Below are 22,762 nucleotides of genomic sequence, written 5' to 3'. Positions count from 1 at the left end.
TCCTAGACGGCTCGCGGCGTCCCGCCCGCCGTGTGACCCGGCCCACGACCCCGGGTGTAGCCGGTTGTGTAACTCGTAGTTACATTGGCCGCATGTCCTTGATCCAGAAGCTGGGGCCCGGCGGCAGGCACGGGCTCGCCTCGCAGGAGTCGCGCGATCCCATCGGGTACGCCGTCGCGGCGCTGAACCGCGTGGCGCAGAGCGACCTCATCGACCGGCTCGGCCTGCGCCGGTCCACCGAGCAGGCGGTCTTCACCGTCACCCGGAGCGGATTCCGGACGGCCACCGCCGCCGGCCGCTCGTTCTCGAAGGTCGGGCAGCGCGGGAAGCCGGGCGTGCGCGTCCCGGCGGCGCCGCGCACCGGCGTCTTCGACCTCACCCCGACCGAGGACGAGCAGATGCTCGTCGACGTGGTCACCGAGCTCGCCGAGGAGGTCGTCCGGCCGGCGGCCGCGGAGGCCGACGAGGCCTGCACGGTGCCCGACGCGGTGCGCTCGGCGGTGCAGGAGATCGGGCTGCCGCTGCTCGGCGTCCCGGAGTCCCTCGGCGGCATCTCCGAGGAGCGCTCGGCCATGGCCGGCACGCTGGTCGCCGAGGCGCTCGCGCGCGGCGACATGGGCCTGGCCGTCGCCACCCTCGCGCCCGGCGCGGTCGCCACGGCCATCGGGCTGTGGGGCACCGACGAGCAGCAGCGCACCTACCTCCCGGCGTTCTCCGGGGAGGGGGAGGGCGGCGTCCCCGCCGCGGCGCTGGCGCTCAACGAGCCCACCGTCCTCTTCGACGTCCTCGCCCCGTCGACCACGGCGGTGCGCCGCGGCGACTCCTACGTCCTCAACGGCACCAAGTCCGCGGTCCCGCTCGGCAGCGAGGCCGAGCTCTTCGTCGTCGGCGCGTCCCTCGACGGCACGCCGGTGCTGTTCCTCGTCGAGTCCACCACGCCCGGCCTCAGCGTCGAGGGCGACCCCGGCATGGGCGTCCGGGCGGCCGGCCTCACCCGGCTCGTGCTCAGCGACGTGACCGTCCCGGTCGAGTCCGTCCTCGGCGCGACCGACGGCACGACGTACACCGAGTGCGTGCGGCTCTCGCGGCTGGCGTGGTGTGCGCTGGCCGTCGGCACCGGCCAGGCCGTGCTCGACTACGTGACGCCGTACGTCAAGGAGCGCCAGGCGTTCGGCGAGCCGATCGCCCACCGCCAGTCGGTGGCGTTCATGGTCGCCAACATCGCGATCGAGCTGCAGTCGATGCGGCTGCTGACCTACAAGGCGGCCTCGCGGGCCGCCGCCGGCAAGGACGTCGCCCGCGAGGTCGCCCTGGCCCGCAACCTGTGCGCGGCCAAGGGCATGCAGATCGGCCTCGACGGCGTGCAGCTGCTCGGTGGCCACGGCTTCGTCAAGGAGCACCCGGTGGAGCGGTGGTACCGCGACCTGCGGGCCGTCGGAGTGATGGAAGGGAGCGTGCTGGTCTGATGGCCATCTCGTTGGAGGACCCGAAGAAGTTCCGCCCGCTGGTCTCACAGGCCCACCAGGTCGCGATGAACATGCTGCGGCCGATCTCCCGCAAGTACGACAAGGCCGAGCACGCCTACCCCAAGGAGCTCGACATGCTCGCCGCGATGATCGACGGGCTCTCGGAGTCCGGCGCGGGCGAGGGCGCGGGCGCCGCCGGCGTACGTCGCGGCGAGGACGAGCCGAGGAAGGACGAGGGCGGCGTGAAGAACGGCGCCAACCTCGCCTCGGTGATGTCGATCGCCGAGATGTGCTGGGGCGACGTCGGCCTGCTGCTCTCCATGCCCCGCCAGGGCCTCGGCAACTCCGCGATCGCCTCGGTCGCCAACGACGAGCAGGCCGAGCGGTTCGCCGGCGTGTGGGCCGGCATGGCGATCACCGAGCCCGGCACCGGCTCGGACTCGGCCAACATCAAGACCACCGCGGTCCTCGACGGCGACGAGTACGTCCTCAACGGCGAGAAGATCTACGTCACCGCCGGTGACCGTGCCGACCACATCGTGGTGTGGGCGACCCTCGACCGCTCGCTCGGACGCGCCGCCATCAAGTCGTTCGTCGTGCCGAAGGGCACGCCCGGCATGCGGGTGGACCGGCTCGAGCACAAGCTCGGCATCAAGGCGTCCGACACCGCCACGATCATCTTCGAGGACTGTCGGGTGCCGAAGGAGAACCTGCTCGGCTCGCCGGAGATCGACACCAAGCAGGGCTTCGCGGGCGCGATGGCGACCTTCGACAACACCCGCCCGCTCGTGGCCGCCATGGCCGTCGGCTGCGCCCGCGCCGCCCTCGACCTGACCCGGTCGCTCCTCGCGGACGCCGGCGTCACCGTCGACCACGACCGCCCCGCCCACCTCCAGCACGCCGCGGCCGCGAAGCTGCTGCAGATGGAGGCCGACTGGGAGGCCGCGCACCTGCTGATGCTGCAGGCGGCGTGGATGGCCGACAACCGCCGGCCGAACTCGCTGGAGGCCTCGATGGCCAAGGCGAAGGCCGGCCGCGTCGGCTCCGACATCACCCTGTCGTGCGTCGAGCTCTGCGGCTCGGTCGGCTACGGCGAGGCCGAGCTGCTGGAGAAGTGGGCCCGCGACTCCAAGATCCTCGACATCTTCGAGGGCACCCAGCAGATCCAGCAGCTGATCGTCGCCCGCCGGGTCCTCGGCCTCTCCAGCGCCGAGCTGAAGTAGGTCCAGCCCCGGACACGGGACGGCCCCCGCGGAGCGAGAGCTCCGCGGGGGCCGTCTGCGTCGTACGTCGGGTGGTCGGCCCGGGTCGGTCAGGCCTGGTCGGTCAGGCCGGGTCGGTCAGCCCTTGTCGGTGTCGCTGGCGCGGCCGAGGGTCTCGGACTCGCTGGCGACGGCCTTGGTGGTGCCCGGGTCGACGAGGGGCTCGGTCCCGACCTGCTGGAGGTCGTGGTCCTTGGTGTCGGGGTTGTGCGCGACGTCCGCCCCGCGGGTGCCGGTGGGGGTGATGGTCTCGGTGCCGGCGCCCCCGGCGAGCTCGGCCGCCGACAGCGGGATGTCACCGGAGGCGGTCCGCTTGGCGGCGGGGACCTTCTTCGCGGCCGGGGCCTTCTTCGCCGCCGGGGCCTTCTTGGCGGCGGGCGCCTTCTTGGCGGCCGGGGCCTTCTTCGCCGGCGCCTTCTTGGCGACCGTCGCGGCGATGTCGGCCGGGGTGACGTCGACGTCGGCGGGGTCGGCGGCCGCGTCGATCGCGTTGTCCGCCGGGGCGGCCTTCTTCGCGGTCTTCTTGGTCGCCTTCTTCGTGGCGGCCTTGTTCAAGGAGCCCTTGCCGGTGGGGGCGTTCGTGGCGGCCTCGCGGACCGCGGCGGTGGCGACGTCCTCCACCGGGGGCTTCACCGGCTCCGTGGGAGCCGCCTTCTTCGCGGCCGGGGACTTCTGGGCGGGGGCCTTCTTCGCCGGTGTCGTCGCCGGCTTCACCGGGTCGCCCTGGGGCCGGTCGGTGGGCGAGGTCGCCTTCTTCGCGCCGGCCTTCTTCGCAGCGGGGGCGGCCTCCGCCGCCGATCCGCCGGCGGGCGGCTCCGCGGTCTTGCGGGCGATCGGGTCCTCGGTCGGCGCGGCCGGGGCGTGCTTCTTCAGGCCCGGCACGAGCGAGGTGACCGCACCGACGGTGCCGGTCGCCCGCGAGATCGCCTGGCCGGTCACCTGGCCCGCGACGGCCTTGCCGAGCTCGACGGTGCCCTTGGCCTGCCCGACGGCCTGGCCCACCGCCTTCTGACCCGAGCCGATCGGGTCCTTGATGGTGTCGAGGGCGGCGTCCTTGATCTTCCCGAGGGGGCTCTTGCGGGCCACGGTGTCGGTCCTTCCGATCGGTCGAGGTGTGCGACAGGTCAAGCGGTCGGCCCGGGCGGTGAGCCCGGGCGGCCGGGTCGAGCGACGAGTCAAGCAGGCGCGATGCGCCCGCCGTTCCTGTGCCCGTACCCCGGACCGAGCCGCGCACAACCCCGGACATGGGTGACGTCCGCCATGCGGCGGACGTCATCGGGTGGGGCGGGGACGGAGGTGGGGGCGGCTCGTCAGGAGACCACGCGGAACGGGTCGTGCTCGGCGAGCAGCTTGTCGACCCGCGCCTGGTCGAGGCGGGCGGCGACCTGCTGGTTCTCCTGGGCGTCGCGGATGACCTTGGCGAGGGTGAAGGCGGAGGTGACCAGGTAGAGCGTGGTCACGGCGAAGAACGCACGCACCCAGGGGTCGACGGGGACGTAGAGGACGGCGAAGAGCATCGCGCTGAGCGCGACGGCGAACGAGATGCCGGCCTGGGCGTAGAAGGCGGACGTGTTGCGGGCGGAGGTCGGAGTGCTCATGGCTCCCAGCCTGGTCGCGACCGGCCGGGCCGGGATCCGCGTGCAGACCCGGCTCGACCTGAGTACGCGTGCTCGGCCGCGGTCACCGGTGCCCCATGAAGCTCTACGCGGACTCGACACCCCGCTTCGCCATCCAGCTGGCGCTCGACGCGCTGCTGGTCGGTTGGGTCGTGCTGTGGATCTGGGTCGGCACCACCGTCCACGACGGCACGATGGAGCTGGCCGGGCCGGGGGAGCGGACCGCCGCCTCGGCGACGAGCCTCTCCGAGTCGATGGGCGACGCGGGGCGCTACCTCGAGGACGTGCCGCTGGTGGGCGACGGGATCGCCAGCCCGTTCGAGCAGGCCTCCGACGCCTCGACGGCCCTCGCGGACGCCGGCGAGGCCACGGTGCGGGCCGTCGAGCGGCTCGCCTTCTGGCTCGGCGTCTCGATCGCGGTCATCCCGATCCTGGTGGTCGGCAGCCGCTACCTGCCCGGGAGGGTCCGGTTCGTGCGGGAGGCCAGCGCCGCCCAGCGGTACGTCGACGGGCCGGCCGACCTCGAGCTGTTCGCGCTGCGGGCGATGGCCCACCAGCCGCTCCACGTCCTGAGCCGGGTCACCGACGACCCGGTCGGGGCCTGGCGTCGCGGCGACGGGGACGTGATCGACCGGCTGGCCCGACTGGAGCTGGCCGAGCACGGGCTGCAGCCGCCGGCGGGTGTCCGGTGAACGCCGGCGTACCCCGCTTCGATGCGGACGACGACGACCGCACCCGGCTCATCGTCGAGAGCCTCGCCGACGCCTTCGCGCCGCTGATGGAGGCCGACCCGGTCGCCTTCAGAGGGAAGTACCGCACGATGGCTCGGGACCCCCACGCCTTCTACCGCGGCAGCGCGTGCCTGTTCTACGCCGACATGACCGCCGACACCGGCGACGGCGCGGCCATCGACGACGACTGGGTCGACGAGCGCTCCGGGCGGATCTGGGTGCACGGCGACCTGCACGTGGAGAACTTCGGGACCTACCTCAGCGACGACGGCCGGCTGGTCTTCGACGTCAACGACTTCGACGAGGCCTACCTCGGCCGCTGGACGTGGGACCTGATGCGGTTCGCCGCGTCCCTGGCTCTCGTCGGCTGGCAGAAGGCGCTGCCCGAGCAGGACGTCCGCGAGCTCGTGGAGACCTACGTCGACGGCTACCTCGACCAGGTCGAGGACTACCGCGGCGCCGCCGACGACGCGGCCGAGTTCGCGCTGCACCTGGACAACACCGAGGGCCCGATCCACCTGGCGCTCGTGGAGGCCCGCCAGCGCCGCCGCGCCGACCTGCTGGACGCGAGCACGGTGCGGGTCGACGGCGTCCGGGTCTTCCGCGACGACCGGACCGTCCGGCGGCTGCCGGACGAGGAGCGGGCCCGGGTCGAGGCGGCCTACGAGACGTACCTCGCGACGATCCCCGAGGACAAGCGGTCGGGCCGGGCGCTGTTCTACGAGCTGCGCGACGTCGTCGGGAAGTCCGGGTTCGGCATCGGCTCGGCCGGCCTGCCGGCGTACAACCTGCTCGTCGAGGGCTACAGCGAGGCCCTCGACAACGACGTGGTGCTGTCGATGAAGCAGGCCAACGTGCCGGCGGTGAGCCGGTTCGTGGACACGGCGGCCGTGGACGGCTACTTCGAGCACGAGGGACACCGCACCGTCGTCAGCCAGCGGGCGCTGCAGGTGCACACCGACCCGCTGCTGGGGTGGACGGAGCTCGACGGGGTCGGGTTCCTGGTCTCGGAGGTCTCGCCCTACGAGGTCGACCTCGACTGGAGCGGCCTGACCGAGCCCGACCAGATCGCCGAGGTGGTGGGGCTGCTCGGCCGGGCGACCGCGAAGATCCACTGCGCCTCCGACGAGGACAGCGAGCAGGACCTCGTCGACTTCCAGGTCGAGGAGGCCGTGGCGGCCTCGGTCGGCGAGCGCCGCGCGGAGCTGCGCGGCTGGCTCGCCGACGTGGGACTGGCGTACGCCGACCGGGTGCGCGCCGACCACGCGCTGTTCGTCGCGGCCTTCCGCGAGGGCCGGATCGGCGTCTCCTCGACCTGAGGTCAGGCGGGCCCGGCGCCCGCCGACGGCTCCGCCCGCAGGTGCGCGGGTGCCGCGAACCCGCGCAGCGCGAACTCGGTGTCGATCGCCCGCATGACCGCCTCGACCCGCTCGTCGGGCACGAGCGCGACCGAGGATCCGCCGAAGCCGCCGCCGGTCATCCGCGCCGCGACGGCGCCGGCCTCGACGGCGACCGCCACCGCGGCGTCGAGCTCGTCGCAGGAGATCTCGAAGTCGTCGCGCATCGAGGCGTGGGACGACGCGAACAGCTGGGCCACGGCGTCCCGGTCACCACGCGTCAGCGCCTCGGCCACCGGGACGACCCGGTCGGTCTCGGTGACGATGTGCCGGGCGCGCGCCCGCACCCGCTCGTCGGTGATCCGCTCGACCGCCGCCAGGTCGGCCTCGCGCAGCGACGCGACGCCGAGCTCGGCCGCGGCCGCCTCGCAGTCCGCCCGCCGGGCGGCGTACCCGCCGTCGGTGAGCTCGTGGGAGACCCGGGTGTCGGTGACGAGCAGGGTCAGGCCGGCGAGGTCGAGCGGGACCGAGCGCGTCTCGTCGGTGTCGAAGTCCACCAGGAGCGCGGCGCCCGCCTCGCCGAGGACCGCCACCGTCTGGTCCATGCCGCCCGTCGGGGCGCCGGCGACCTCGGTCTCGGCGCGGATGCAGGCGTCGATGACGAGGCGACGGGTCTCCTCGTCGAGGTCGCGGCCGGCGAGGCCGAGGACCGCCACGGCGACCGCGCACTCGAGGGCGGCCGAGCTCGACAGCCCGGCGCCGAGCGGCACCCGTCCGTCGACGAGCACGTCCATGCCGGGCACGTCGAGACCGGCCTCGGCCAGCGCCCACAGCACGCCGGCGGCGTACGCCGTCCAGCCCCGCGGGCCCCCGGGACCGGCCTCGGCGACGGTGCCCTCCCAGGTGGCGTCGTCCTGGAGGCTCGCGACCCGGACGCGCCCGTCGGTGCGCGGGGCGACGGCGACGTACGTCGCGTGGGGCAGGGCCAGCGGGAGCACCAGCCCGCGGTTGTAGTCGGTGTGCTCGCCGATGAGGTTCACCCGGCCCGGCGCGCGGCCGACGGCGGCCGCGGGGGTGCCGTACCTCTGCTCGAAGGCGCCGCGCAGGTCGGCGGCGATCTGGTCGGGACTGCCGGGTTCGAGATAGCTCACGGGACCACCCTAGGAAGGACGTCCGCGTACAGTGGACCCACGTGCGATTCCTCCACGACGCGCGGCCCGCGCACGACCTGACCTACGACGACGTCTTCATGGTCCCGCGGCACTCCGCGATCGCCAGCCGGTACGACGTCGACCTGTCCACCGGCGACGGCACCGGCGCCACGCTGCCGCTGGTGGTGGCGAACATGACCGCGATCGCCGGCAAGCGCATGGCGGAGACGGTCGCGCGGCGCGGCGGCCTCGTCGTGGTCCCGCAGGACATCCCCATCCCGGTCGTCACCGACGTGGTGCGGTGGGTGAAGTCGCGGCACCTCGTCGTCGACACCCCGATCGAGCTGACCCCCCACCAGACCGTGGCCGAGGCGCTCTCCCTCATCCCGAAGCGGGCGCACCGCGCGGCGGTCGTGGTCGACGACGGCCGGCCGGTGGGCGTCGTGTCGGAGGCCGACTGCGCCGACGTGGACCGCTTCGCCCAGGTGCAGCACGTGATGAACCGGTCCTTCGTCCGGATCCCGGCGGACACCGACCCGCGCGAGGCGTTCGACGCCCTGGACAAGGCGCGCGAGCCGCTCGCCGTGGCGGTCGACGAGGACGGCGCGCTCGTGGGCGTGCTCACCCGCACGGGCGCCCTCCGCGCCACGCTCTACACCCCGGCCGTCGACGAGCGCGGTGGGCTGCGGATCGCCGCAGCCGTCGGCGTCAACGGCGACGTGGCCGACAAGGCACGGCGGCTGCTCGAGGCCGGCGTCGACTGCCTGGTCGTCGACACCGCCCACGGCCACCAGGACCGGATGCTCGACGCGCTCCGGGCCGTCCGGGCGCTGTCGCCGGAGGTCCCGGTGGTCGCCGGCAACGTCGTCGATGCCGACGGCACCCGAGCGCTCGTCGAGGCCGGCGCCGACGTCGTCAAGGTCGGTGTCGGTCCCGGCGCCATGTGCACCACGCGGATGATGACCGGTGTCGGCCGGCCGCAGTTCTCCGCGGTGCTGGAGTGCGCCGCGGCCGCTCGCGACCTCGGCGCCCACGTGTGGGCCGACGGGGGAGTGCGGCACCCTCGCGACGTCGCCCTCGCGCTCGCGGCGGGCGCGTCGAGCGTGATGATCGGCTCGTGGTTCGCCGGCACCCACGAGTCGCCCGGCGACCTCGTCGAGGACCCCAGCGGCCGTGCCTACAAGGTGTCGTTCGGCATGGCCTCGGCGCGCGCCGTGGCGAACCGGACGTCGACGGAGTCGGCGTACGACCGCGCCCGCAAGGGCCTCTACGAGGAGGGCATCTCCTCCTCGCGGATGTACCTCGACCCGGCGCGGCCGGGCGTGGAGGACCTCATCGACCAGATCTGCTCGGGCGTCCGCTCCGCCTGCACGTACGCCGGCGCGCGCGACCTCGCCGAGCTGCACGAGCGCGCCGTGGTCGGGATCCAGTCCGCCGCCGGCTACCAGGAGGGGCGACCACTCGCCACCTCCTGGTGAGCCGGGCTCAGCGGACGGGGCCGCCGGCCGGCGCGTCGTCGTCGGCCGGCGCGGGCTCGACGGAGAGCGCGAAGTCGTCGCCGTGCTCGGTGACACCCGCGACGACGGCCTGCTCGACCGCCTCCACGGCGTACTGACGGCGCACGATGAGCGGGTCCTGGCGCAGGTCCTTCACCAGGGACACGGCCAGGCCGATCATCACCACGACGAACGGCAGCGCGGCGACGATGGTGATCGTCTGCAGGCCCGAGAGCGCCTCGGAGCCGCCGACCAGCAGCATCACCGCGGCGACCGCGCCGGTGGCCACGCCCCAGAAGATGACGGTGGGGCGGCGGGGCTCGGTCGTGCCGCGCTCGGACAGCGTGCCCATGACGATCGAGGCCGCGTCGGCGCCGGAGACGAAGAAGATGCCGACGAGGACCATGACGAGGATGCCGGTGACCGTGGCCCACGGGAACGCCTCGAGGGTCGTGAAGAGCTGGGACTCCAGGCCACCGGCCCCCGCGATGTCGGTGCCGTCGCGCTGCAGGTCGATGGCGGTCCCGCCGAAGATCGCGAACCAGACCAGGCTGATCACGCTGGGGACCAGCAGCACGCCGGTGACGAACTGGCGGATGGTCCGCCCGCGGGAGATCCGGGCGATGAACATGCCGACGAACGGCGTCCACGACAGCCACCAGGCCCAGTAGAAGATCGTCCAGCTGGCCAGCCAGTCCGCGGTCGCCTGTCCCTCGGCACCGGTCCGCGCCGCCATCGAGGGGAGGTCGCCGATGTAGGTGCCGAGGGCCGTGGGCAGGAGGTTGAGGATGAAGATGGTCGGCCCGACGACGAAGACGAACAGGGCCAGCAGCACCGCGAGCACCATGTTGATGTTCGAGAGGTACTGGATGCCACGGGCCACGCCCGAGACGGCCGAGAGCACGAACGCCGCGGTCAGCACCGCGATGATCCCGACCAGGACGCCGTTGCCGACCTCGCCGACGCCGGCGACGATCTCCAGGCCGCTGCCGATCTGCAGGGCGCCCAGGCCGAGGGAGGCCGCGGAGCCGAAGAGCGTCGCGAAGATCGCGAACATGTCGATGACCTTGCCGCCCCAGCCGGTGGCGTGGCGGCCGAGGAGCGGCTCGAAGGCGGCGGAGATGAGCTGGGCCCGGCCCTTGCGGTACACGCCGTAGGCGATGGTCAGCCCGACGACGGCGTAGATCGCCCACGGGTGCAGCGACCAGTGGAAGAGCGTCGTGGCCAGCGCGGTCTGCGCGGCCTCGGGGTTGCCGGCCTCACCGGTGCCCGGCGGCGGCTCGGTGAAGAAGGTGACGGGCTCGCTGACGCCGTAGAACATCAGGCCGATCCCCATGCCGGCGCTGAACATCATCGCGACCCAGGAGACCGTGCTGAACTCCGGCTCCTCGTCGTCGCGGCCCAGCGGGATCCGGCCGAACTTGCTCAACGCGAGCCACACGACGAACACCACGAAGCCGCTGGCGGTCAGCACGAACAGCCAGCCCGTCGACTCCAGCACCCAGTCCAGGGCGCTGCCGGAGGCCGACGCGAGCGAGTCGGTGCTGATGAACCCCCACACGAGGAAGGCCACGGCGATCGCCGCGCTGACCCCGAAGACCACGCGGTCCAGGCCGCGCTCGATGCGCTGTTCCTCCGGTACCGCGTCGAGCGCAGGGTGGACGACGTCGACCGGCGGCTGCGACACCGCGTCGGCGACCCTCCTCGCCCTGGAGCGCTGGTCGGGTGGTCGGACGGCTTGGTGCTGATCGGTCACAAGGGATTCGGTTACCCGTGACGCGCCGTCCCCACACTTCGGGGTGAGATCGTTCACCCGGTCGGGCGGTCAGCCGCGCGTGCTGCGCACCGATCGCCCGCGCACGATCCCCACGAACGCCTGGCACTGCTCGTCGTCGCGGTCGACCAGCCATGCCAGCCCGACCGTCGTCGGCTCGAGGTCGGTGACGACGCGGTGCTCGACGTCCTTGCGGTTGTGCAGCCGGGCGACGGACATCGGCACGAGCACGACGCCGGTGCCGCTGGCCACGACCTCGATCGCGTCCTTGACCGACATGGGCGGCCAGTCGAGCTGGGGTACGTCGGGGCGCCAGCCGGACCGGTGGGGGAGCACGAGCTGCTCCTCGGCCAGGTCGGCCAGCGTGACGTCGTCGGCGAGGGTCAGCAGGTGCTCGTCGCCGACGACGGCGACCGGCAGCTCGTCGTACAACCGGACCAGGTGGAGGCCGTCGCGGTCGACGGGCAGGCGCACGAGGCACATGTCGACCTCGCCCTCGCGCAGGACGCGCTCCTGGTCCTCCTCGGTCACCGGAACCAGCTCGAGCGGCTCGCGGTGGCGGCGCTCGCGCCAGTGCCGGGCCCACTTGTCGGGGGTCGCGCCGGTGACGAAGCCGACGCGGAACGGCGGGGTGCTCACGGGCTCGACCCTAGGGGCCGGCGACCGCTGCTCGTGCGGCGCGGCACCCCACCGGCGCGCGGTCATGCGCCCCGGGCCACCAGGGCGAGCAGCTCGCGGTTGAACGCCGGGATGTCGTCGGGCTTGCGGCTGGTCACGAGGTTGCCGTCCACGACGACCTCCTCGTCGACCCACTCGCCGCCGGCGTTGCGGAGGTCGGTCTGCAGGCTCGGCCAGGACGTGACCCGGCGACCGCGGACGACGTCGGCCTCGACCAGCACCCACGGCGCGTGGCAGATGACGGCGGTCGGCTTGCCGGCCTCGACGAACTGCCGGACGAAGGACACCGCACCCTCGAACGTGCGGAGCAGGTCGCCGTTGGGCGCCCCGCCGGGAAGCACCAGCCCGTCGAAGTCGTCGACGCTCACGTCGTCGACGACCTTGTCGACGGCGAAGGTGTCGGCCTTGTCGAGGTGCTCGAAGGCCTGGACCTCGCCGGACTCGGTGCTCACCAGCACCGGCGTCCCGCCCGCCTGCTGGACCGCCTCCCAGGGCCCGGTGAGCTCGGCCTGCTCGATGCCCTCGGTGGACACGAGGAACGCGATGGTCTTGCCTGCGATGGACTGCTCGGACGTGGACTGCTCGGTCACGGACTTCCCCTCCCGGTGTTTCGTCGTGGACGTCGCTGCCGGTGACCCGTGCCGGCGGGGCGAAACGGGCCGGCGCCGGGCCGGACCGTTTCGGAACCCGGGCGCGGGATACGGGTTGGGTGGACCATCCACACTGCGCGAGGAGCGACGGCATGGGCCGCCAGCACGACGACGAGACCTGCGTGACGGTGCACCTGCCGTACGCCCCGACCAGCGTGCGGAGGGCGAGGCACCTGCTCGCGGGCGACCTGCGCCGCTCCGGGGTGCGCGAGAGCGTCGTGGACGACGCGGAGCTGGTGGTCAGCGAGCTGCTCACCAACGGACTCGTCCACGGCCGGCCGAACGCCGAGCGGACCATCGCCGTGTCCTGGTGCCTGCGGCCGGAGTGTCTGTGGCTCAGCGTGGTCGACGGCGGCGACGTCGACGAGCTCGAGGCCGTCCAGCTCAACGACCACGCGCTGAGCGGTCGCGGGCTCGCGATCGTCGACCACGTCTGCGACAGCTGGCGCTTCGACCGGGAGGACGGCACCCGGGTCACCGCCGAGCTGGCCTATGCCTGACGCGGACGCGTCGGGGGCGGACGCGCAGCGGGCCGCGACCCGGAGGTCACGGCCCGCCGACGGCCGGAGCACTGGGGGGAGGCCCAGGCCGTCACCGGACATGTGCCCACCGTGACCCAGGTCATACCTGTGGGGGCGGGCGGATCTCGCGGGGTGGCCGGACCGGTCGCGGGTCGACGGGGACGAGACGGGTGCGCCGCCGGCTACCGGACCCACTACGGTCGAGGCACCCGAGGCACCTGGGACGAAGGCGGGGAATGAACGCGAGCAGCGAGGACGACGTCGACGTCGTACCCGTGTTCTTCCTGTCCGACTCCACCGGCATCAGCGCCGAGACGATGGGCAACGCGTTGCTCCTGCAGTTCCCCGAGCTGCAGTTCGAGCGGACGCTGATCCCGTTCATCCACACGGTCGAGGACGCGAGCCGGGTCGTCGAGATGCTCGACGAGGTGGCCGCCGGCCCGGTGGTGCCGCTGGTGTTCACGACCGCCGCGAGCGACGAGGTGCGCGCTGAGCTGGCGCGGACCCGAGCGCCGCTCATCGACTTCTTCGAGATGCACATGACCCGCGTGGAGTCGATCCTCGGCCGGCGCGGCCGGCGCGAGGCCGCCCGGCTCCACGGCGTTGGCGACATCAAGCGCTACAACGCCCGGATGGCGGCGATCGAGTTCACGATCGAGCACGACGACGGCCAGAGCCTGCGGGCGCTGGAGAAGGCCGACGTGATCCTGCTGGCGCCCTCACGCTGCGGGAAGACGCCGACGAGCATGTACCTCGCGCTCCAGCACGGCCTCTTCGTCGCCAACTACCCGCTCGTCGACGAGGACCTCGAGGGCGAGGAGCTGCCCGAGGTGGTCCGGCCCTACCTGGAGCGCTGCTTCGGCCTCACCACGACCGTCGAGCGCCTCAGCCGGGTGCGCAACGAGCGGCGCCCGGGATCGCGCTACGCCTCGCCCGACCAGTGCCGGTGGGAGCTGCGCCGCGCCGACGCGCTCTTCCGCGAGCAGCGGGTGCCGGTCATCGACTCCTCGGCCAAGTCGGTCGAGGAGATCTCCGCGCTCATCCTCCAGACGCTCAAGGCGAGCGCCCGCAGACAGGCGCGTCGACAGCAGGACGCCAGCACGAAAGGGACACGCCCATGACCAGCCAGCAGACCTCGAACGTCCGGTGGTTCTCCGACCTCGGCCTCTCCGACCTGGAGGAGGTGGGCGGCAAGAACTCCTCGCTCGGCGAGATGGTCTCCCAGCTGGCCGACCTGGGGGTCCGCGTCCCCGACGGGTTCGCCACGACGGCCGGGGCGTTCCACCGGTTCATCGGTGAGACCGGGCTGGCCGAGCGGATCGCCGGCCTGCTCGACGGGCTCGACACCGACGACGTACGCCGCCTGGCCGAGGTCGGGCGCGAGATCCGCGAGGCGGTCGTCGCGCAGCCGTTCCCCGAGGACCTCGAGGCCGACATCCGCGGCGCGTTCGAGCGGCTCGCGGCGGAGTCGGCGGGGGAGTCGGGCGAGGAGCCGTCCTTCGCGGTCCGCTCCTCGGCGACCGCCGAGGACCTGCCCGACGCGTCGTTCGCCGGCCAGCAGGAGACGTTCCTCAACGTCCGGGGGATCGACGCGGTGCTCACCGCGATCCGCGAGGTCTTCGCCTCGCTCTACAACGACCGGGCCATCGCCTACCGCGTGCACCACGGGTTCGCCCACGCCGACGTGGCGCTCTCCGCGGGCGTGCAGCGGATGGTCCGCTCCGACCTAGCGTCGTCCGGGGTGATGTTCACGATGGACACCGAGTCCGGCTTCACCGACGCCGTCTTCGTCACCTCCGCCTACGGCCTCGGCGAGGGCGTCGTGCAGGGCGCGGTCAATCCCGACGAGTTCTACGTCTACAAGCCTGCGCTGCGCGCCGGCCGGCCCGCGGTCCTCAAGCGCGGCGTCGGCGGCAAGGCGACGAAGATGGTCTACACCGACGACGCGACGGTCGGGCGCACCACGGAGTTCGTCGACGTGGCCCCCGAGCAGAGCCGGCTGCTGTCGCTCACCGACGCCGAGGTCGAGGAGCTGGCCCGCCACGCGCTCACCATCGAGGAGCACTACGGCCGGCCGATGGACATCGAGTGGGGCAAGGACGGGCTCGACGGGCAGCTCTACGTCCTGCAGGCGCGGCCGGAGACCGTCCAGTCCCGGCGCACCGGCGCGCTCGAGCGGTTCAAGATCGACCGGGCGGTCACCCAGGACGCCGCCGTGCTGGTCGAGGGGCGTGCGATCGGCCAGAAGGTCGGCGCGGGCGCCGTGCGCGTGCTGACCTCCGTCGACGACATGCACGAGTTCAACACCGGCGAGGTCCTCGTCGCCGACATGACCGACCCCGACTGGGAGCCGATCATGAAGCGCGCCTCCGCGATCGTCACCAACCGCGGTGGCCGGACCTGCCACGCCGCGATCATCGCCCGGGAGCTCGGCATCCCCGCGGTGGTGGGTAGCGGCAGCGCCACCACCGACCTCACCGACGGGCGCGAGGTCACCGTGTCGTGCGCCGAGGGCGACACCGGCCTGGTCTACGAGGGCCTGCTCGACTTCGAGGTCGAGCGCACCGAGCTGGACTCGATGCCCGACGTGCCGGTCAAGATCATGATGAACGTCGGCACGCCCGAGCAGGCCTTCGCCTTCTCCCGGCTGCCCCACGCCGGGGTCGGGCTGGCGCGGCTGGAGTTCGTCATCAACCGCCAGATCGGGATCCACCCCAAGGCGCTGCTCGACCTGGCCCGCGACCCCGAGTCGCTCCCGGCCGACCTGCGCGCGGAGGTGGAGGAGCTCACGGCGGCGTACCCCGGTCCTCGCGAGTTCTTCGTCCAGCGCGTCGCCGAGGGCGTCGCCACGATCGCGGCGGCGTTCGCGCCCGAGCCGGTCATCGTGCGGATGAGCGACTTCAAGTCCAACGAGTACGCCAACCTCGTCGGCGGCGAGCGCTACGAGCCCGACGAGGAGAACCCGATGATCGGCTACCGCGGCGCGTCGCGGTACCTCTCGGAGGACTTCGCGGAGTGCTTCGCGATGGAGTGCGAGGCGCTGCGGCACGTGCGCGACGAGATGGGCCTGACCAACGTCAAGGTGATGATCCCGTTCGTGCGCACCACCAAGGAGGCGGCCGGCGTCATCGAGCTGCTGGCGAAGCACGGTCTCGAGCGCGGGAAGAACGACCTGCAGGTCGTGATGATGTGCGAGGTGCCGTCGAACGCCGTCATCGCCGAGCAGTTCCTCGAGCACTTCGACGGCTTCTCGATCGGCTCCAACGACATGACCCAGCTGACCCTGGGCCTCGACCGGGACTCCGCCCTCGTCGCGGAGGGCTTCGACGAGCGCGACCCGGCCGTGCTGCACATGCTCGAGCTGGCCATCAAGGCGTGCAAGGCGCAGGGCAAGTACGTCGGCATCTGCGGACAGGGGCCCTCGGACCACCCCGACCTGGCCCAGTGGCTGCTCGACCAGGGCATCGAGTCGATGTCGCTGAACCCCGACACCGTCGTCGACACGTGGCTCCACCTGGCGAAGTCCGTGGGCTGAGCCCGGCGGGCGCCACCGGCGTTTGACCGGGGGCGCGGTGTGGAAAGCCCCCGGCATGCCTGCACACCGTGCCCTCGCCGCGCTCGCGGCTGCTGCCCTCTGCCTCTCGGTCACCGCCTGCGGTGGCGACGACGACGGCGGCGCGTCGCCCGGGGAGGGCGGTTCCGAGACGTCGGGCTCGGCCGCGGCGCCGACCGAGACCGACTACACCGAGGCCCACGACGCGGTCGTGGAGCTGGGCGAGGTGGCCTCGGAGGTCGACGAGGCGGGTGTCCAGCACACCCGCGCCGCGCAGGAGCTCTTCGCGAAGGACCCGTCGACCGACGCCGGCGACCCCGCCGTCACGACGTCGCTGGAGGCGCTGGTCGAGCAGCAGGAGGGGCGGGACCGGCTCGTCGCCGACCTCGGCGAGCTGCCGGCCATGGCGGACCCGGAGGTCCGCACGGCCTACGAGGAGTACGCCGCCGCGCAGGAGGAGTACAGCCGCTTCACCGACGCCTTCTACCGCGACTTCCCCGTCATGCTCGGCATCGAGCGGGCCTGCGGCGACGTCTTCGAGCTCGAGGAGGCGGTGGGCGACGACTCCGGGAGCGAGCGGCAGTTCGCCGTCGACTGGCTGCGGGCCCACGCGGCGGCCGCCGAGGACTGCCGGCCCGTGCTGGAGCAGCTGACCCGCTCCGAGAACCGCATGTTCGCCTCGTTCACCGCCGGGTTCCTCGACGTGATCGACGAGCGCGACCGGGTGATGACGGCCAGCCGCGACGGCGAGATCACCCCGCAGCAGGCGGTCACGGGCCTGGAGGAGGCCAACGCCGACTTCCAGGAGCTGAACCAGGAGGGGAAGTACGACTACGACGCCGAGATGGACGAGCTGAGCCCCCGCGACGAGCGCGACGCGTTGCACGCCGTGCTCGACGAGCGGCTGGGCGGGCACGGCGCCGAGGAGTGACCACGCACCGTCGCTCCGGGGGTCCTCGAGAAACCTCTCGGGGTGGGGGCGTGGACGTCGGGCGACTGTTCGCGCCGTGGGTGATCCTGCTGGCCTCGACCGTGGCGGCCTGCGGCGGTCCCTCGACGCCGGAGGGCTCCGAGCCGCCTGCCGCGAGAGCTGCCGACGTGCCGGCGCAGGAGCGAGCCCCGCGCACCGTCGACGAGCTGGTCCCGCGCGACGGGGCATGGTTCGGTGCGTCGATCGACTGGTCGAGCGACACCCTCGCCGACTACGCCGAGCGGCTCGGGCACGCTCCCGCGGTCGCCGTCACCTTCTACGACCTGCCGATGAGCGAGCAGCAGCGGACGTGGCTCGACGAAGCGGTCGCGCAGGCCCGGGAGACAGGGTCCATGCTCCTGGTCACCCTCGAGCCGCGCTCGGGGCTCGCGTCGGTGACCGACCCGGTGGTCGAGGAGCTCGCCGCGCTGATGCACGGCTACAACGAGGGCGGCACGCCGGTCTTCCTCCGCTTCGCGCACGAGATGAACGGCTCCTGGTACCCGTGGGGTCAGCAGCCGCAGGCCTACGTCGCTGCGTTCCGCCGCGTCGCGACCGCGGTCCACCGCGCCGCTCCGGGCACCGCGATGGTCTGGGCACCCAACTACGGCGGCGGCTACCCGTTCTCCGGCGGTCAGCACGAGGCCCGCCCCGGGACGGCGGACGCACGGGCGCTCGACACCGACCGCGACGGACGGGTCACCCAGGCCGACGATCCCTACGCGCCGTACTGGCCCGGACCCCGGTACGTCGACTGGGTGGGCATGTCGATCTACCACTGGGGCGCGGTCTACCCCTGGGGTGAGAACGAGGTCCCGGAAGCGGGGAAGTTCACCGACCTCCTGCGCGGCACCTACGCCGGCGTGGCCGGCGACGAACGGGACGTGCCCGACTTCTACGCGGTCTACGGCGAGGGACAGCGCCTGCCGGTCGCCGTCACCGAGACGGGTGCGCTCTACGCGCCGGGCCGAGGTGGCGTGGAGGAGCTGGCGATCAAGGAGGCCTGGTGGCGCCAGGTCTTCGCTGCCGACCACGCCACGGACCTGCCGTGGGTGAAGATGATCACCTGGTTCGAGTGGCGCAAGGACGAACCGGAGGTCGGCGGCGTCGTCGACTGGACGGTCACCCGCGGGCCCGTCGGCGAGCGGTTCCGCACCGAGCTGCCCGCTTGGCTGCGGTACGCCGAGGACCCCACCGCGCCCTGACGCACCGGCTGGCCGACGTGGCCTCTCGCCGTCGACGATCGCGCAATTGAACGATGGCGACCGGTGGAAGCGCTCCCAGCCGGTCAGAACCGCGCAATTGAACGATGGTGGACGCGCGAGCCGGCGACCCGAGACCAGCCGGACGTGGTCGCCTCGGGTGGGAGAAGCAGATCGGCCCCTGGTCCGCGTCTCCGCGGGCCAGGGGCCGTTCTTGTGTCCGAGGGGGGACTTGAACCCCCACGCCCTAATACGGGCACTAGCACCTCAAGCTAGCGCGTCTGCCAATTCCGCCACCCGGACGAGTGCGGGGAAAAAGTACTACAGAGGTGTCGTCCCGGCCGAATCGGGCCCCTCACCGGCCGGTGTCATGCTGGCCCCATGGCGAACCGGACTCCCGACCAGGCCCAGGACCAGGCGTACGACCCCGCCGCGGAGGTGGTCGAGCTCTGCAGCGACCTCATCCGGATCGACACCTCCAACTACGGCGACCAGGAGGGGCCGGGGGAGCGCAAGGCCGCCGAGCACGTCGCGACGCTGCTCGACGAGGTCGGCATCGAGTGCCAGGTGGTCGAGGCCGAGCCCGGCCGCACGTCGCTGATCGCGCACTGGGGCGGTGGGGGCGACCGGGACGACGCGCTGCTGCTGCACGGCCACCTCGATGTCGTCCCGGCCGCGGCCGAGGACTGGCAGGTCGACCCGTTCTCCGGCGAGGTGCAGGACGGCTACGTGTGGGGCCGCGGCGCGGTCGACATGAAGGACTTCGACGCGATGCTCCTCTCGGTCGTGCGCGCCCGCCAGCGGGCCGGCCGGGCGCCGGAACGGCCGGTCGTCCTGTGCTTCACCGCCGACGAGGAGGCGGGCGGGCACAAGGGCGCCGAGGTGATCGTCGAGCAGCACCGGGACCAGCTCGCCGGCGTGACCGAGGCGGTCGGCGAGGTCGGCGGCTTCTCCGCCACCGTCCGCGGCCGCCGCGTCTACCTGATCGAGGCCGCCGAGAAGGGCATGGCCTGGATGAAGCTCACCGCCCGCGGCCGAGCGGGCCACGGCTCGATGATCAACACCGACAACGCCGTCACCCGCCTCAGCGCGGCCGTCGCGCGGATCGGCGCCCACCAGTGGCCCGTGCGGCTCACCCCCACGATGGAGGTGCTGCTCGCGACCGTCGCCGACCTCGCCGGCACCGAGGCGACCCCGGAGAACGCGCCGGCCCTCATCGAGGAGTTCGGGGGAGCGGCGCGCATGCTCGGCGCGGTCATCAGCAACACGACCAACCCGACGATGCTCTCGGCCGGCTACAAGGTCAACGTGATCCCCACCGAGGCCACGGCGTACGTCGACGGGCGGTTCCTGCCCGGCTTCGAGGACGAGTTCTTCGCGACGCTCGCCGAGCTGACCGGTGAGGGCATCGAGATCGAGCACGTCTCGCACCAGCAGCCGTGGGAGACGCCGTACGACGGCGACCTCGTCGCCGCCATGACCCGCTCGATCCTCGCCGAGGACGACGAGGCCGTCGTCGCGCCGTACCTCATGAGCGGCGGCACCGACGCCAAGCACTTCCGCAAGCTCGGCATGCGCTCCTACGGGTTCGCGCCGCTGCGGCTGCCGGCCGACCTGGACTTCACCGCGCTCTTCCACGGCGTCGACGAGCGCGTGCCGGTGGACGCGCTCGAGTTCGGCGCGCGGGTCTTCGACCGGTTCCTCGACCAGGTCTGACGGCGGGCCCGGCGGCGGGCCGGCCCTGGAGGCGTGTGTAGCGACCGTGGTGCCGCTCCACACGCCTCCTGGCGCCTGTGGAGCGACCACTGTGCCGCTGGAGTGCTCGGACCGATGCACCCGGGGCCCGGTCGCCGAGCGGTCAGGCGGTGCGGACCGCCCTGATGATCTTGCGGCGCAGGATCACCCGGCGGGTGCCGTCCGGGGTGATCCGGACGCGGTCGAGCTCCCAGCCGCCGTGCTCGGCGCGCTCGACGAGGAGCTTGGTGACGACGTTGCGGGGGAACTCGCGGGAGAACGTCACCTTGTCGAACTCCCACTCGACCCCGCGGCTCAGCGGGAGGCGATGAACCCGGGTCATGGGTTCATTCTGCGGACACGTCGTCGAGCGCGTCGACGATCTCGGCTGGCAGGACGAGCTCGTCGGTGCCGAGCGCGCCGCGTAGCTGCGCCGCGGTGCGGGCCCCGATGATCGGTGCGGTGACGCCCGGCTGGTCGCGGACCCAGACCAGGGCCACCTCCAGCGCCGACCAGCCCAGGCCGTCGGCCGCGCGGGCCACCGCCTCGACGATGCCGGACGAGCGGTCGTTGAGGTAGCTGCCGACGAACCCGGCGAAGTGCGAGGACGCGGCGCGCGAGTCCGACGGGGTCCCGGAGCGGTACTTGCCGGTCAGCACGCCGCGGCCCAGCGGGGACCAGGGCAGCACGCCGAGCCCGAGCGCCTCGCACGCGGGGACGACCTCCGCCTCGACCGCGCGGTTGAGCAGGGAGTACTCCACCTGGGTCGAGGCCAGCACCGCCCGGCCCGGGACCGCGCGCTGCCAGGTGGCCGCCTGCGCGGTCTGCCAGCCGGTGTAGTTCGAGACGCCGACGTACGACGCCCGGCCGGTCGAGACCGCGAGATCGAGGGCCGACAGCGTCTCCTCCAGCGGCGTCTCGTCGGACCAGATGTGCACCTGCCACAGGTCGACGTGGTCGACGCCGAGTCGGCGCAACGACGCGTCGAGCGTGGTGAGCAGGTGCCCGCGGGAGGTGTTGTACTCCCGGCCGCCGCGACGGGCGCCGATCCCGGCCTTGGTCGCGAGGACGACCTCGTCCCGCGCGACCACGTCGCCGACGAGGGAGCCGAGCAGCTCCTCCGACGCGCCGCCGCCGTACCCCGCCGCGGTGTCGACCAGCGTGCCGCCCGCCTCGGCGAAGGCGACCAGCTGGTCGCGCGCCTCGTGCTCGTCGGTGTCGCGACCCCACGTCATCGTGCCCAGGCCCAGGCGGGAGACCTTCAGCCCGGTGGCACCTAGAGACCTGTGCTGCATGGCGACAACGTAGTGGGCGACGTCCCGCACGCCGTGCCCGGCTCGCGGGTCCGGTGTCCGTAGGATCGTCGCCCGTGTGGGAACTCCTCCAGGCCGTCGTGCTCGGCACCATCCAGGGACTGACCGAGTTCCTCCCGATCTCCAGCAGCGCGCACCTTCGGATCTTCCCCGAGCTCTTCGGGTGGGGTGACCCCGGCGCGGCGTTCACCGCGGTGATCCAGATCGGGACCGAGCTGGCGGTGCTCATCTACTTCCGCCACGACATCTGGCGGATCGCGTCGGCCTGGCTGCGGTCGCTGGTCAAGCCGGAGTACCGCGGCAGCCTCGACGCCCGGATGGGCTGGTTCATCATCATCGGCTCGCTGCCGATCGTCCTGCTGGGCGTCGCGCTCAAGGACGTGATCGAGTCCGACTTCCGCAGCCTCTGGATCATCGGCACCACGCTGATCGTGCTCGGCATCGTGCTCGGCGTGGCCGACCGGCTCAGCGCCTCGGACAAGACCATCAAGCAGATGGACCTGCGCGACGCCGTCCTCATGGGGCTCGCCCAGGCGTGCGCGCTCGTGCCGGGCGTGAGCCGCTCCGGCGCGACCATCTCGATGGGCCGGATCCTCGGCTACGAGCGTGAGGCCGCCACCCGGTACGCCTTCCTCCTCGCGATCCCGGCCGTCGTCGGGGCGGGGCTCTTCGAGCTCAAGGAGATCCCGCACGGCGACAACACCTACGGGTGGGCGCCGACGATCACCGCGACGATCGTCTCCTTCGTGGTGGGGTACGCCGCCATCGCCTGGCTCCTGCGCTACGTCTCGACCCGCTCGTACGCGCCGTTCGTGCTCTACCGCGTCGGGCTCGGCGCGCTGGTGCTCGTCCTCGTCGGCACGGGCGTGCTCACCGCCTGAAGCCCGGCTCCACGGACCGGTGCGGGTCTAGCCGCAGTCGCCACCGCCGCCGCCGGCTCCGCAGTCGGAACCACCGGCGAACCCGCCTGCCGCCACAGCGCCACCGGCGCCGCCGACCTGCCGCTGGGAGCCGTGCGGCGGCCGCCAGCGACCGGACTGCCCGGGCAGCGGCCGGACGGCCGTGGCCAGGAGGAGCGCGGCGATGCCGACGGCGGCGAGCCCGCCCAGCAGCACCACGGCGACGCTGGCGGGGTTCTCGCGCTGGAGGGCCAGCGCGAGGCAGCCGGCCAGGACGAGGGTCGAGGCCCCCGCGAAGGCGGCCCACGTCGTGCGGGACCGGGCGGTGGGGGCGCTGGTGGCTCGACGGTCGTCCATGAGGTGAGTCTGCGCCCGCGGGCGCGAATTGACCAGAGGCCCCGCCGCAGCG

At 72.9% G+C, this 22,762-nt stretch carries 21 protein-coding genes and 1 tRNA gene; 12 read left to right on the top strand and 10 right to left on the bottom strand.

Features of this window, described 5'->3' with window-relative positions:
- Positions 1–92 precede the first annotated feature (92 nt).
- Entirely contained in the window at positions 93–1,466 is a 1,374-nt protein-coding gene (locus tag QWY28_RS19540) for an acyl-CoA dehydrogenase family protein (RefSeq protein ID WP_300954342.1), read from the top strand.
- Positions 1,466–2,689 carry an acyl-CoA dehydrogenase family protein gene (locus QWY28_RS19535; protein ID WP_300954340.1) on the top strand — a complete coding sequence of 408 codons (1,224 nt, stop codon included), beginning with the start codon at positions 1,466–1,468 and terminating at the stop codon, positions 2,687–2,689. The genes QWY28_RS19540 and QWY28_RS19535 overlap by 1 nt, the downstream gene beginning before the upstream one ends.
- Before the next feature lie 117 nt (positions 2,690–2,806).
- On the opposite strand, the gene QWY28_RS19530 is transcribed toward QWY28_RS19535, so the two are convergent.
- Together QWY28_RS19530 and QWY28_RS19525 are read right to left on the bottom strand one after the other, a co-directional pair.
- A complete protein-coding gene (locus QWY28_RS19530; RefSeq protein WP_300954339.1) occupies positions 2,807–3,814 on the bottom strand; it encodes a hypothetical protein in 1,008 nt (335 codons plus the stop codon).
- Positions 3,815–4,038: 224 nt separating this feature from the next.
- Positions 4,039–4,326 (bottom strand): YiaA/YiaB family inner membrane protein, encoded by a 288-nt coding sequence (locus QWY28_RS19525; RefSeq protein ID WP_300954338.1) that lies wholly within the window; start codon positions 4,324–4,326, stop codon positions 4,039–4,041.
- Positions 4,327–4,421: 95 nt separating this feature from the next.
- Here QWY28_RS19525 and QWY28_RS19520 point away from each other — a divergent pair, with 95 nt between their 5' ends.
- Both QWY28_RS19520 and QWY28_RS19515 read left to right on the top strand, forming a co-directional pair.
- Positions 4,422–5,036: a hypothetical protein gene (locus tag QWY28_RS19520; protein WP_300954337.1), complete on the top strand. Its 615-nt coding sequence runs from the start codon at positions 4,422–4,424 to the stop codon at positions 5,034–5,036.
- Positions 5,033–6,394, top strand: coding sequence for a DUF2252 domain-containing protein (locus QWY28_RS19515; RefSeq protein WP_300954336.1), 1,362 nt, complete (start codon positions 5,033–5,035; stop codon positions 6,392–6,394). The genes QWY28_RS19520 and QWY28_RS19515 overlap by 4 nt, the downstream gene beginning before the upstream one ends.
- Before the next feature lie 2 nt (positions 6,395–6,396).
- Here the strand turns inward: QWY28_RS19515 and galK are convergent, their stop codons facing one another.
- The gene (gene galK / locus QWY28_RS19510) at positions 6,397–7,563 is read right to left on the bottom strand and encodes a galactokinase (RefSeq protein ID WP_300954334.1); all 1,167 of its coding nucleotides are present in this window, start codon (positions 7,561–7,563) and stop codon (positions 6,397–6,399) included.
- 41 nt (positions 7,564–7,604) lie between these two features.
- On the opposite strand from galK, the gene QWY28_RS19505 reads away from it, so the two are divergent.
- Complete coding sequence (locus tag QWY28_RS19505) at positions 7,605–9,041, top strand: GuaB1 family IMP dehydrogenase-related protein (RefSeq protein WP_300954333.1); 1,437 nt, start codon at positions 7,605–7,607, stop codon at positions 9,039–9,041.
- Positions 9,042–9,048: 7 nt separating this feature from the next.
- Here the strand turns inward: QWY28_RS19505 and QWY28_RS19500 are convergent, their stop codons facing one another.
- From QWY28_RS19500 to QWY28_RS19490, 3 genes are all read right to left on the bottom strand, one after another.
- Positions 9,049–10,746, bottom strand: coding sequence for a BCCT family transporter (locus QWY28_RS19500; protein ID WP_300954332.1), 1,698 nt, complete (start codon positions 10,744–10,746; stop codon positions 9,049–9,051).
- A gap of 138 nt (positions 10,747–10,884) precedes the next feature.
- A complete protein-coding gene (locus QWY28_RS19495; RefSeq protein ID WP_300954331.1) occupies positions 10,885–11,472 on the bottom strand; it encodes a LysR substrate-binding domain-containing protein in 588 nt (195 codons plus the stop codon).
- A 62-nt stretch (positions 11,473–11,534) separates the two neighbouring features.
- Positions 11,535–12,101 carry a type 1 glutamine amidotransferase domain-containing protein gene (locus QWY28_RS19490; protein ID WP_300954330.1) on the bottom strand — a complete coding sequence of 189 codons (567 nt, stop codon included), beginning with the start codon at positions 12,099–12,101 and terminating at the stop codon, positions 11,535–11,537.
- 152 nt (positions 12,102–12,253) lie between these two features.
- Here QWY28_RS19490 and QWY28_RS19485 point away from each other — a divergent pair, with 152 nt between their 5' ends.
- From QWY28_RS19485 to QWY28_RS19465, 5 genes are all read left to right on the top strand, one after another.
- On the top strand, positions 12,254–12,661 hold the full coding sequence (locus QWY28_RS19485; protein ID WP_300954328.1) for an ATP-binding protein: 408 nt from the start codon (positions 12,254–12,256) through the stop codon (positions 12,659–12,661).
- Positions 12,662–12,918: 257 nt separating this feature from the next.
- Entirely contained in the window at positions 12,919–13,803 is an 885-nt protein-coding gene (locus QWY28_RS19480; RefSeq protein ID WP_300954327.1) for a pyruvate, water dikinase regulatory protein, read from the top strand.
- On the top strand, positions 13,800–16,217 hold the full coding sequence (gene ppsA / locus QWY28_RS19475) for a phosphoenolpyruvate synthase (protein ID WP_300954326.1): 2,418 nt from the start codon (positions 13,800–13,802) through the stop codon (positions 16,215–16,217). The genes QWY28_RS19480 and ppsA overlap by 4 nt, the downstream gene beginning before the upstream one ends.
- A 55-nt stretch (positions 16,218–16,272) precedes the next feature.
- Positions 16,273–17,166, top strand: coding sequence for a hypothetical protein (locus tag QWY28_RS19470; RefSeq protein ID WP_300954325.1), 894 nt, complete (start codon positions 16,273–16,275; stop codon positions 17,164–17,166).
- Between the two features lie 50 nt (positions 17,167–17,216).
- On the top strand, positions 17,217–18,410 hold the full coding sequence (locus tag QWY28_RS19465) for a glycoside hydrolase family 26 protein (protein ID WP_300954324.1): 1,194 nt from the start codon (positions 17,217–17,219) through the stop codon (positions 18,408–18,410).
- 214 nt (positions 18,411–18,624) lie between these two features.
- Here QWY28_RS19465 and QWY28_RS19460 read toward each other — a convergent pair.
- A tRNA-Leu gene (locus QWY28_RS19460) sits at positions 18,625–18,710 on the bottom strand.
- Positions 18,711–18,788: 78 nt separating this feature from the next.
- Between QWY28_RS19460 and QWY28_RS19455 the strand changes: the two genes are divergently transcribed.
- Positions 18,789–20,123 carry a M20/M25/M40 family metallo-hydrolase gene (locus QWY28_RS19455; RefSeq protein ID WP_300954322.1) on the top strand — a complete coding sequence of 445 codons (1,335 nt, stop codon included), beginning with the start codon at positions 18,789–18,791 and terminating at the stop codon, positions 20,121–20,123.
- Positions 20,124–20,265: 142 nt separating this feature from the next.
- Here QWY28_RS19455 and QWY28_RS19450 read toward each other — a convergent pair whose 3' ends face one another.
- Both QWY28_RS19450 and QWY28_RS19445 read right to left on the bottom strand, forming a co-directional pair.
- A complete protein-coding gene (locus QWY28_RS19450) occupies positions 20,266–20,484 on the bottom strand; it encodes a DUF5703 family protein (RefSeq protein WP_300954321.1) in 219 nt (72 codons plus the stop codon).
- A 4-nt stretch (positions 20,485–20,488) separates the two neighbouring features.
- Positions 20,489–21,436: an aldo/keto reductase gene (locus QWY28_RS19445; protein ID WP_300954320.1), complete on the bottom strand. Its 948-nt coding sequence runs from the start codon at positions 21,434–21,436 to the stop codon at positions 20,489–20,491.
- Between the two features lie 74 nt (positions 21,437–21,510).
- On the opposite strand from QWY28_RS19445, the gene QWY28_RS19440 reads away from it, so the two are divergent.
- A complete protein-coding gene (locus tag QWY28_RS19440; protein WP_300954319.1) occupies positions 21,511–22,335 on the top strand; it encodes an undecaprenyl-diphosphate phosphatase in 825 nt (274 codons plus the stop codon).
- A 27-nt stretch (positions 22,336–22,362) separates the two neighbouring features.
- On the opposite strand, the gene QWY28_RS19435 is transcribed toward QWY28_RS19440, so the two are convergent.
- On the bottom strand, positions 22,363–22,710 hold the full coding sequence (locus tag QWY28_RS19435) for a hypothetical protein (RefSeq protein WP_300954318.1): 348 nt from the start codon (positions 22,708–22,710) through the stop codon (positions 22,363–22,365).
- Between the last annotated feature and the right edge of the window lie 52 nt (positions 22,711–22,762).

The sequence above is a fragment of the Nocardioides oceani genome (assembly GCF_030412965.1).
Classification (GTDB): domain Bacteria; phylum Actinomycetota; class Actinomycetes; order Propionibacteriales; family Nocardioidaceae; genus Nocardioides; species Nocardioides oceani.
This window is presented reverse-complemented; position numbering and strand designations above follow the sequence as displayed.

What these genes read in the sequence shown, in the direction of transcription:
- QWY28_RS19540 (WP_300954342.1), top strand. Translation starts at nt 93, where the DNA reads ATGTCCTTGATCCAGAAGCTGGGGCCCGGCGGCAGGCACGGGCTCGCC.
- QWY28_RS19535 (WP_300954340.1), top strand. Translation starts at nt 1,466, where the DNA reads ATGGCCATCTCGTTGGAGGACCCGAAGAAGTTCCGCCCGCTGGTCTCA.
- QWY28_RS19525 (WP_300954338.1), bottom strand. Translation starts at nt 4,326, where the DNA reads ATGAGCACTCCGACCTCCGCCCGCAACACGTCCGCCTTCTACGCCCAG.
- QWY28_RS19520 (WP_300954337.1), top strand. Translation starts at nt 4,422, where the DNA reads ATGAAGCTCTACGCGGACTCGACACCCCGCTTCGCCATCCAGCTGGCG.
- QWY28_RS19485 (WP_300954328.1), top strand. Translation starts at nt 12,254, where the DNA reads ATGGGCCGCCAGCACGACGACGAGACCTGCGTGACGGTGCACCTGCCG.
- QWY28_RS19480 (WP_300954327.1), top strand. Translation starts at nt 12,919, where the DNA reads ATGAACGCGAGCAGCGAGGACGACGTCGACGTCGTACCCGTGTTCTTC.
- ppsA (WP_300954326.1), top strand. Translation starts at nt 13,800, where the DNA reads ATGACCAGCCAGCAGACCTCGAACGTCCGGTGGTTCTCCGACCTCGGC.
- QWY28_RS19470 (WP_300954325.1), top strand. Translation starts at nt 16,273, where the DNA reads ATGCCTGCACACCGTGCCCTCGCCGCGCTCGCGGCTGCTGCCCTCTGC.
- QWY28_RS19455 (WP_300954322.1), top strand. Translation starts at nt 18,789, where the DNA reads ATGGCGAACCGGACTCCCGACCAGGCCCAGGACCAGGCGTACGACCCC.
- QWY28_RS19450 (WP_300954321.1), bottom strand. Translation starts at nt 20,484, where the DNA reads ATGACCCGGGTTCATCGCCTCCCGCTGAGCCGCGGGGTCGAGTGGGAG.
- QWY28_RS19445 (WP_300954320.1), bottom strand. Translation starts at nt 21,436, where the DNA reads ATGCAGCACAGGTCTCTAGGTGCCACCGGGCTGAAGGTCTCCCGCCTG.
- QWY28_RS19435 (WP_300954318.1), bottom strand. Translation starts at nt 22,710, where the DNA reads ATGGACGACCGTCGAGCCACCAGCGCCCCCACCGCCCGGTCCCGCACG.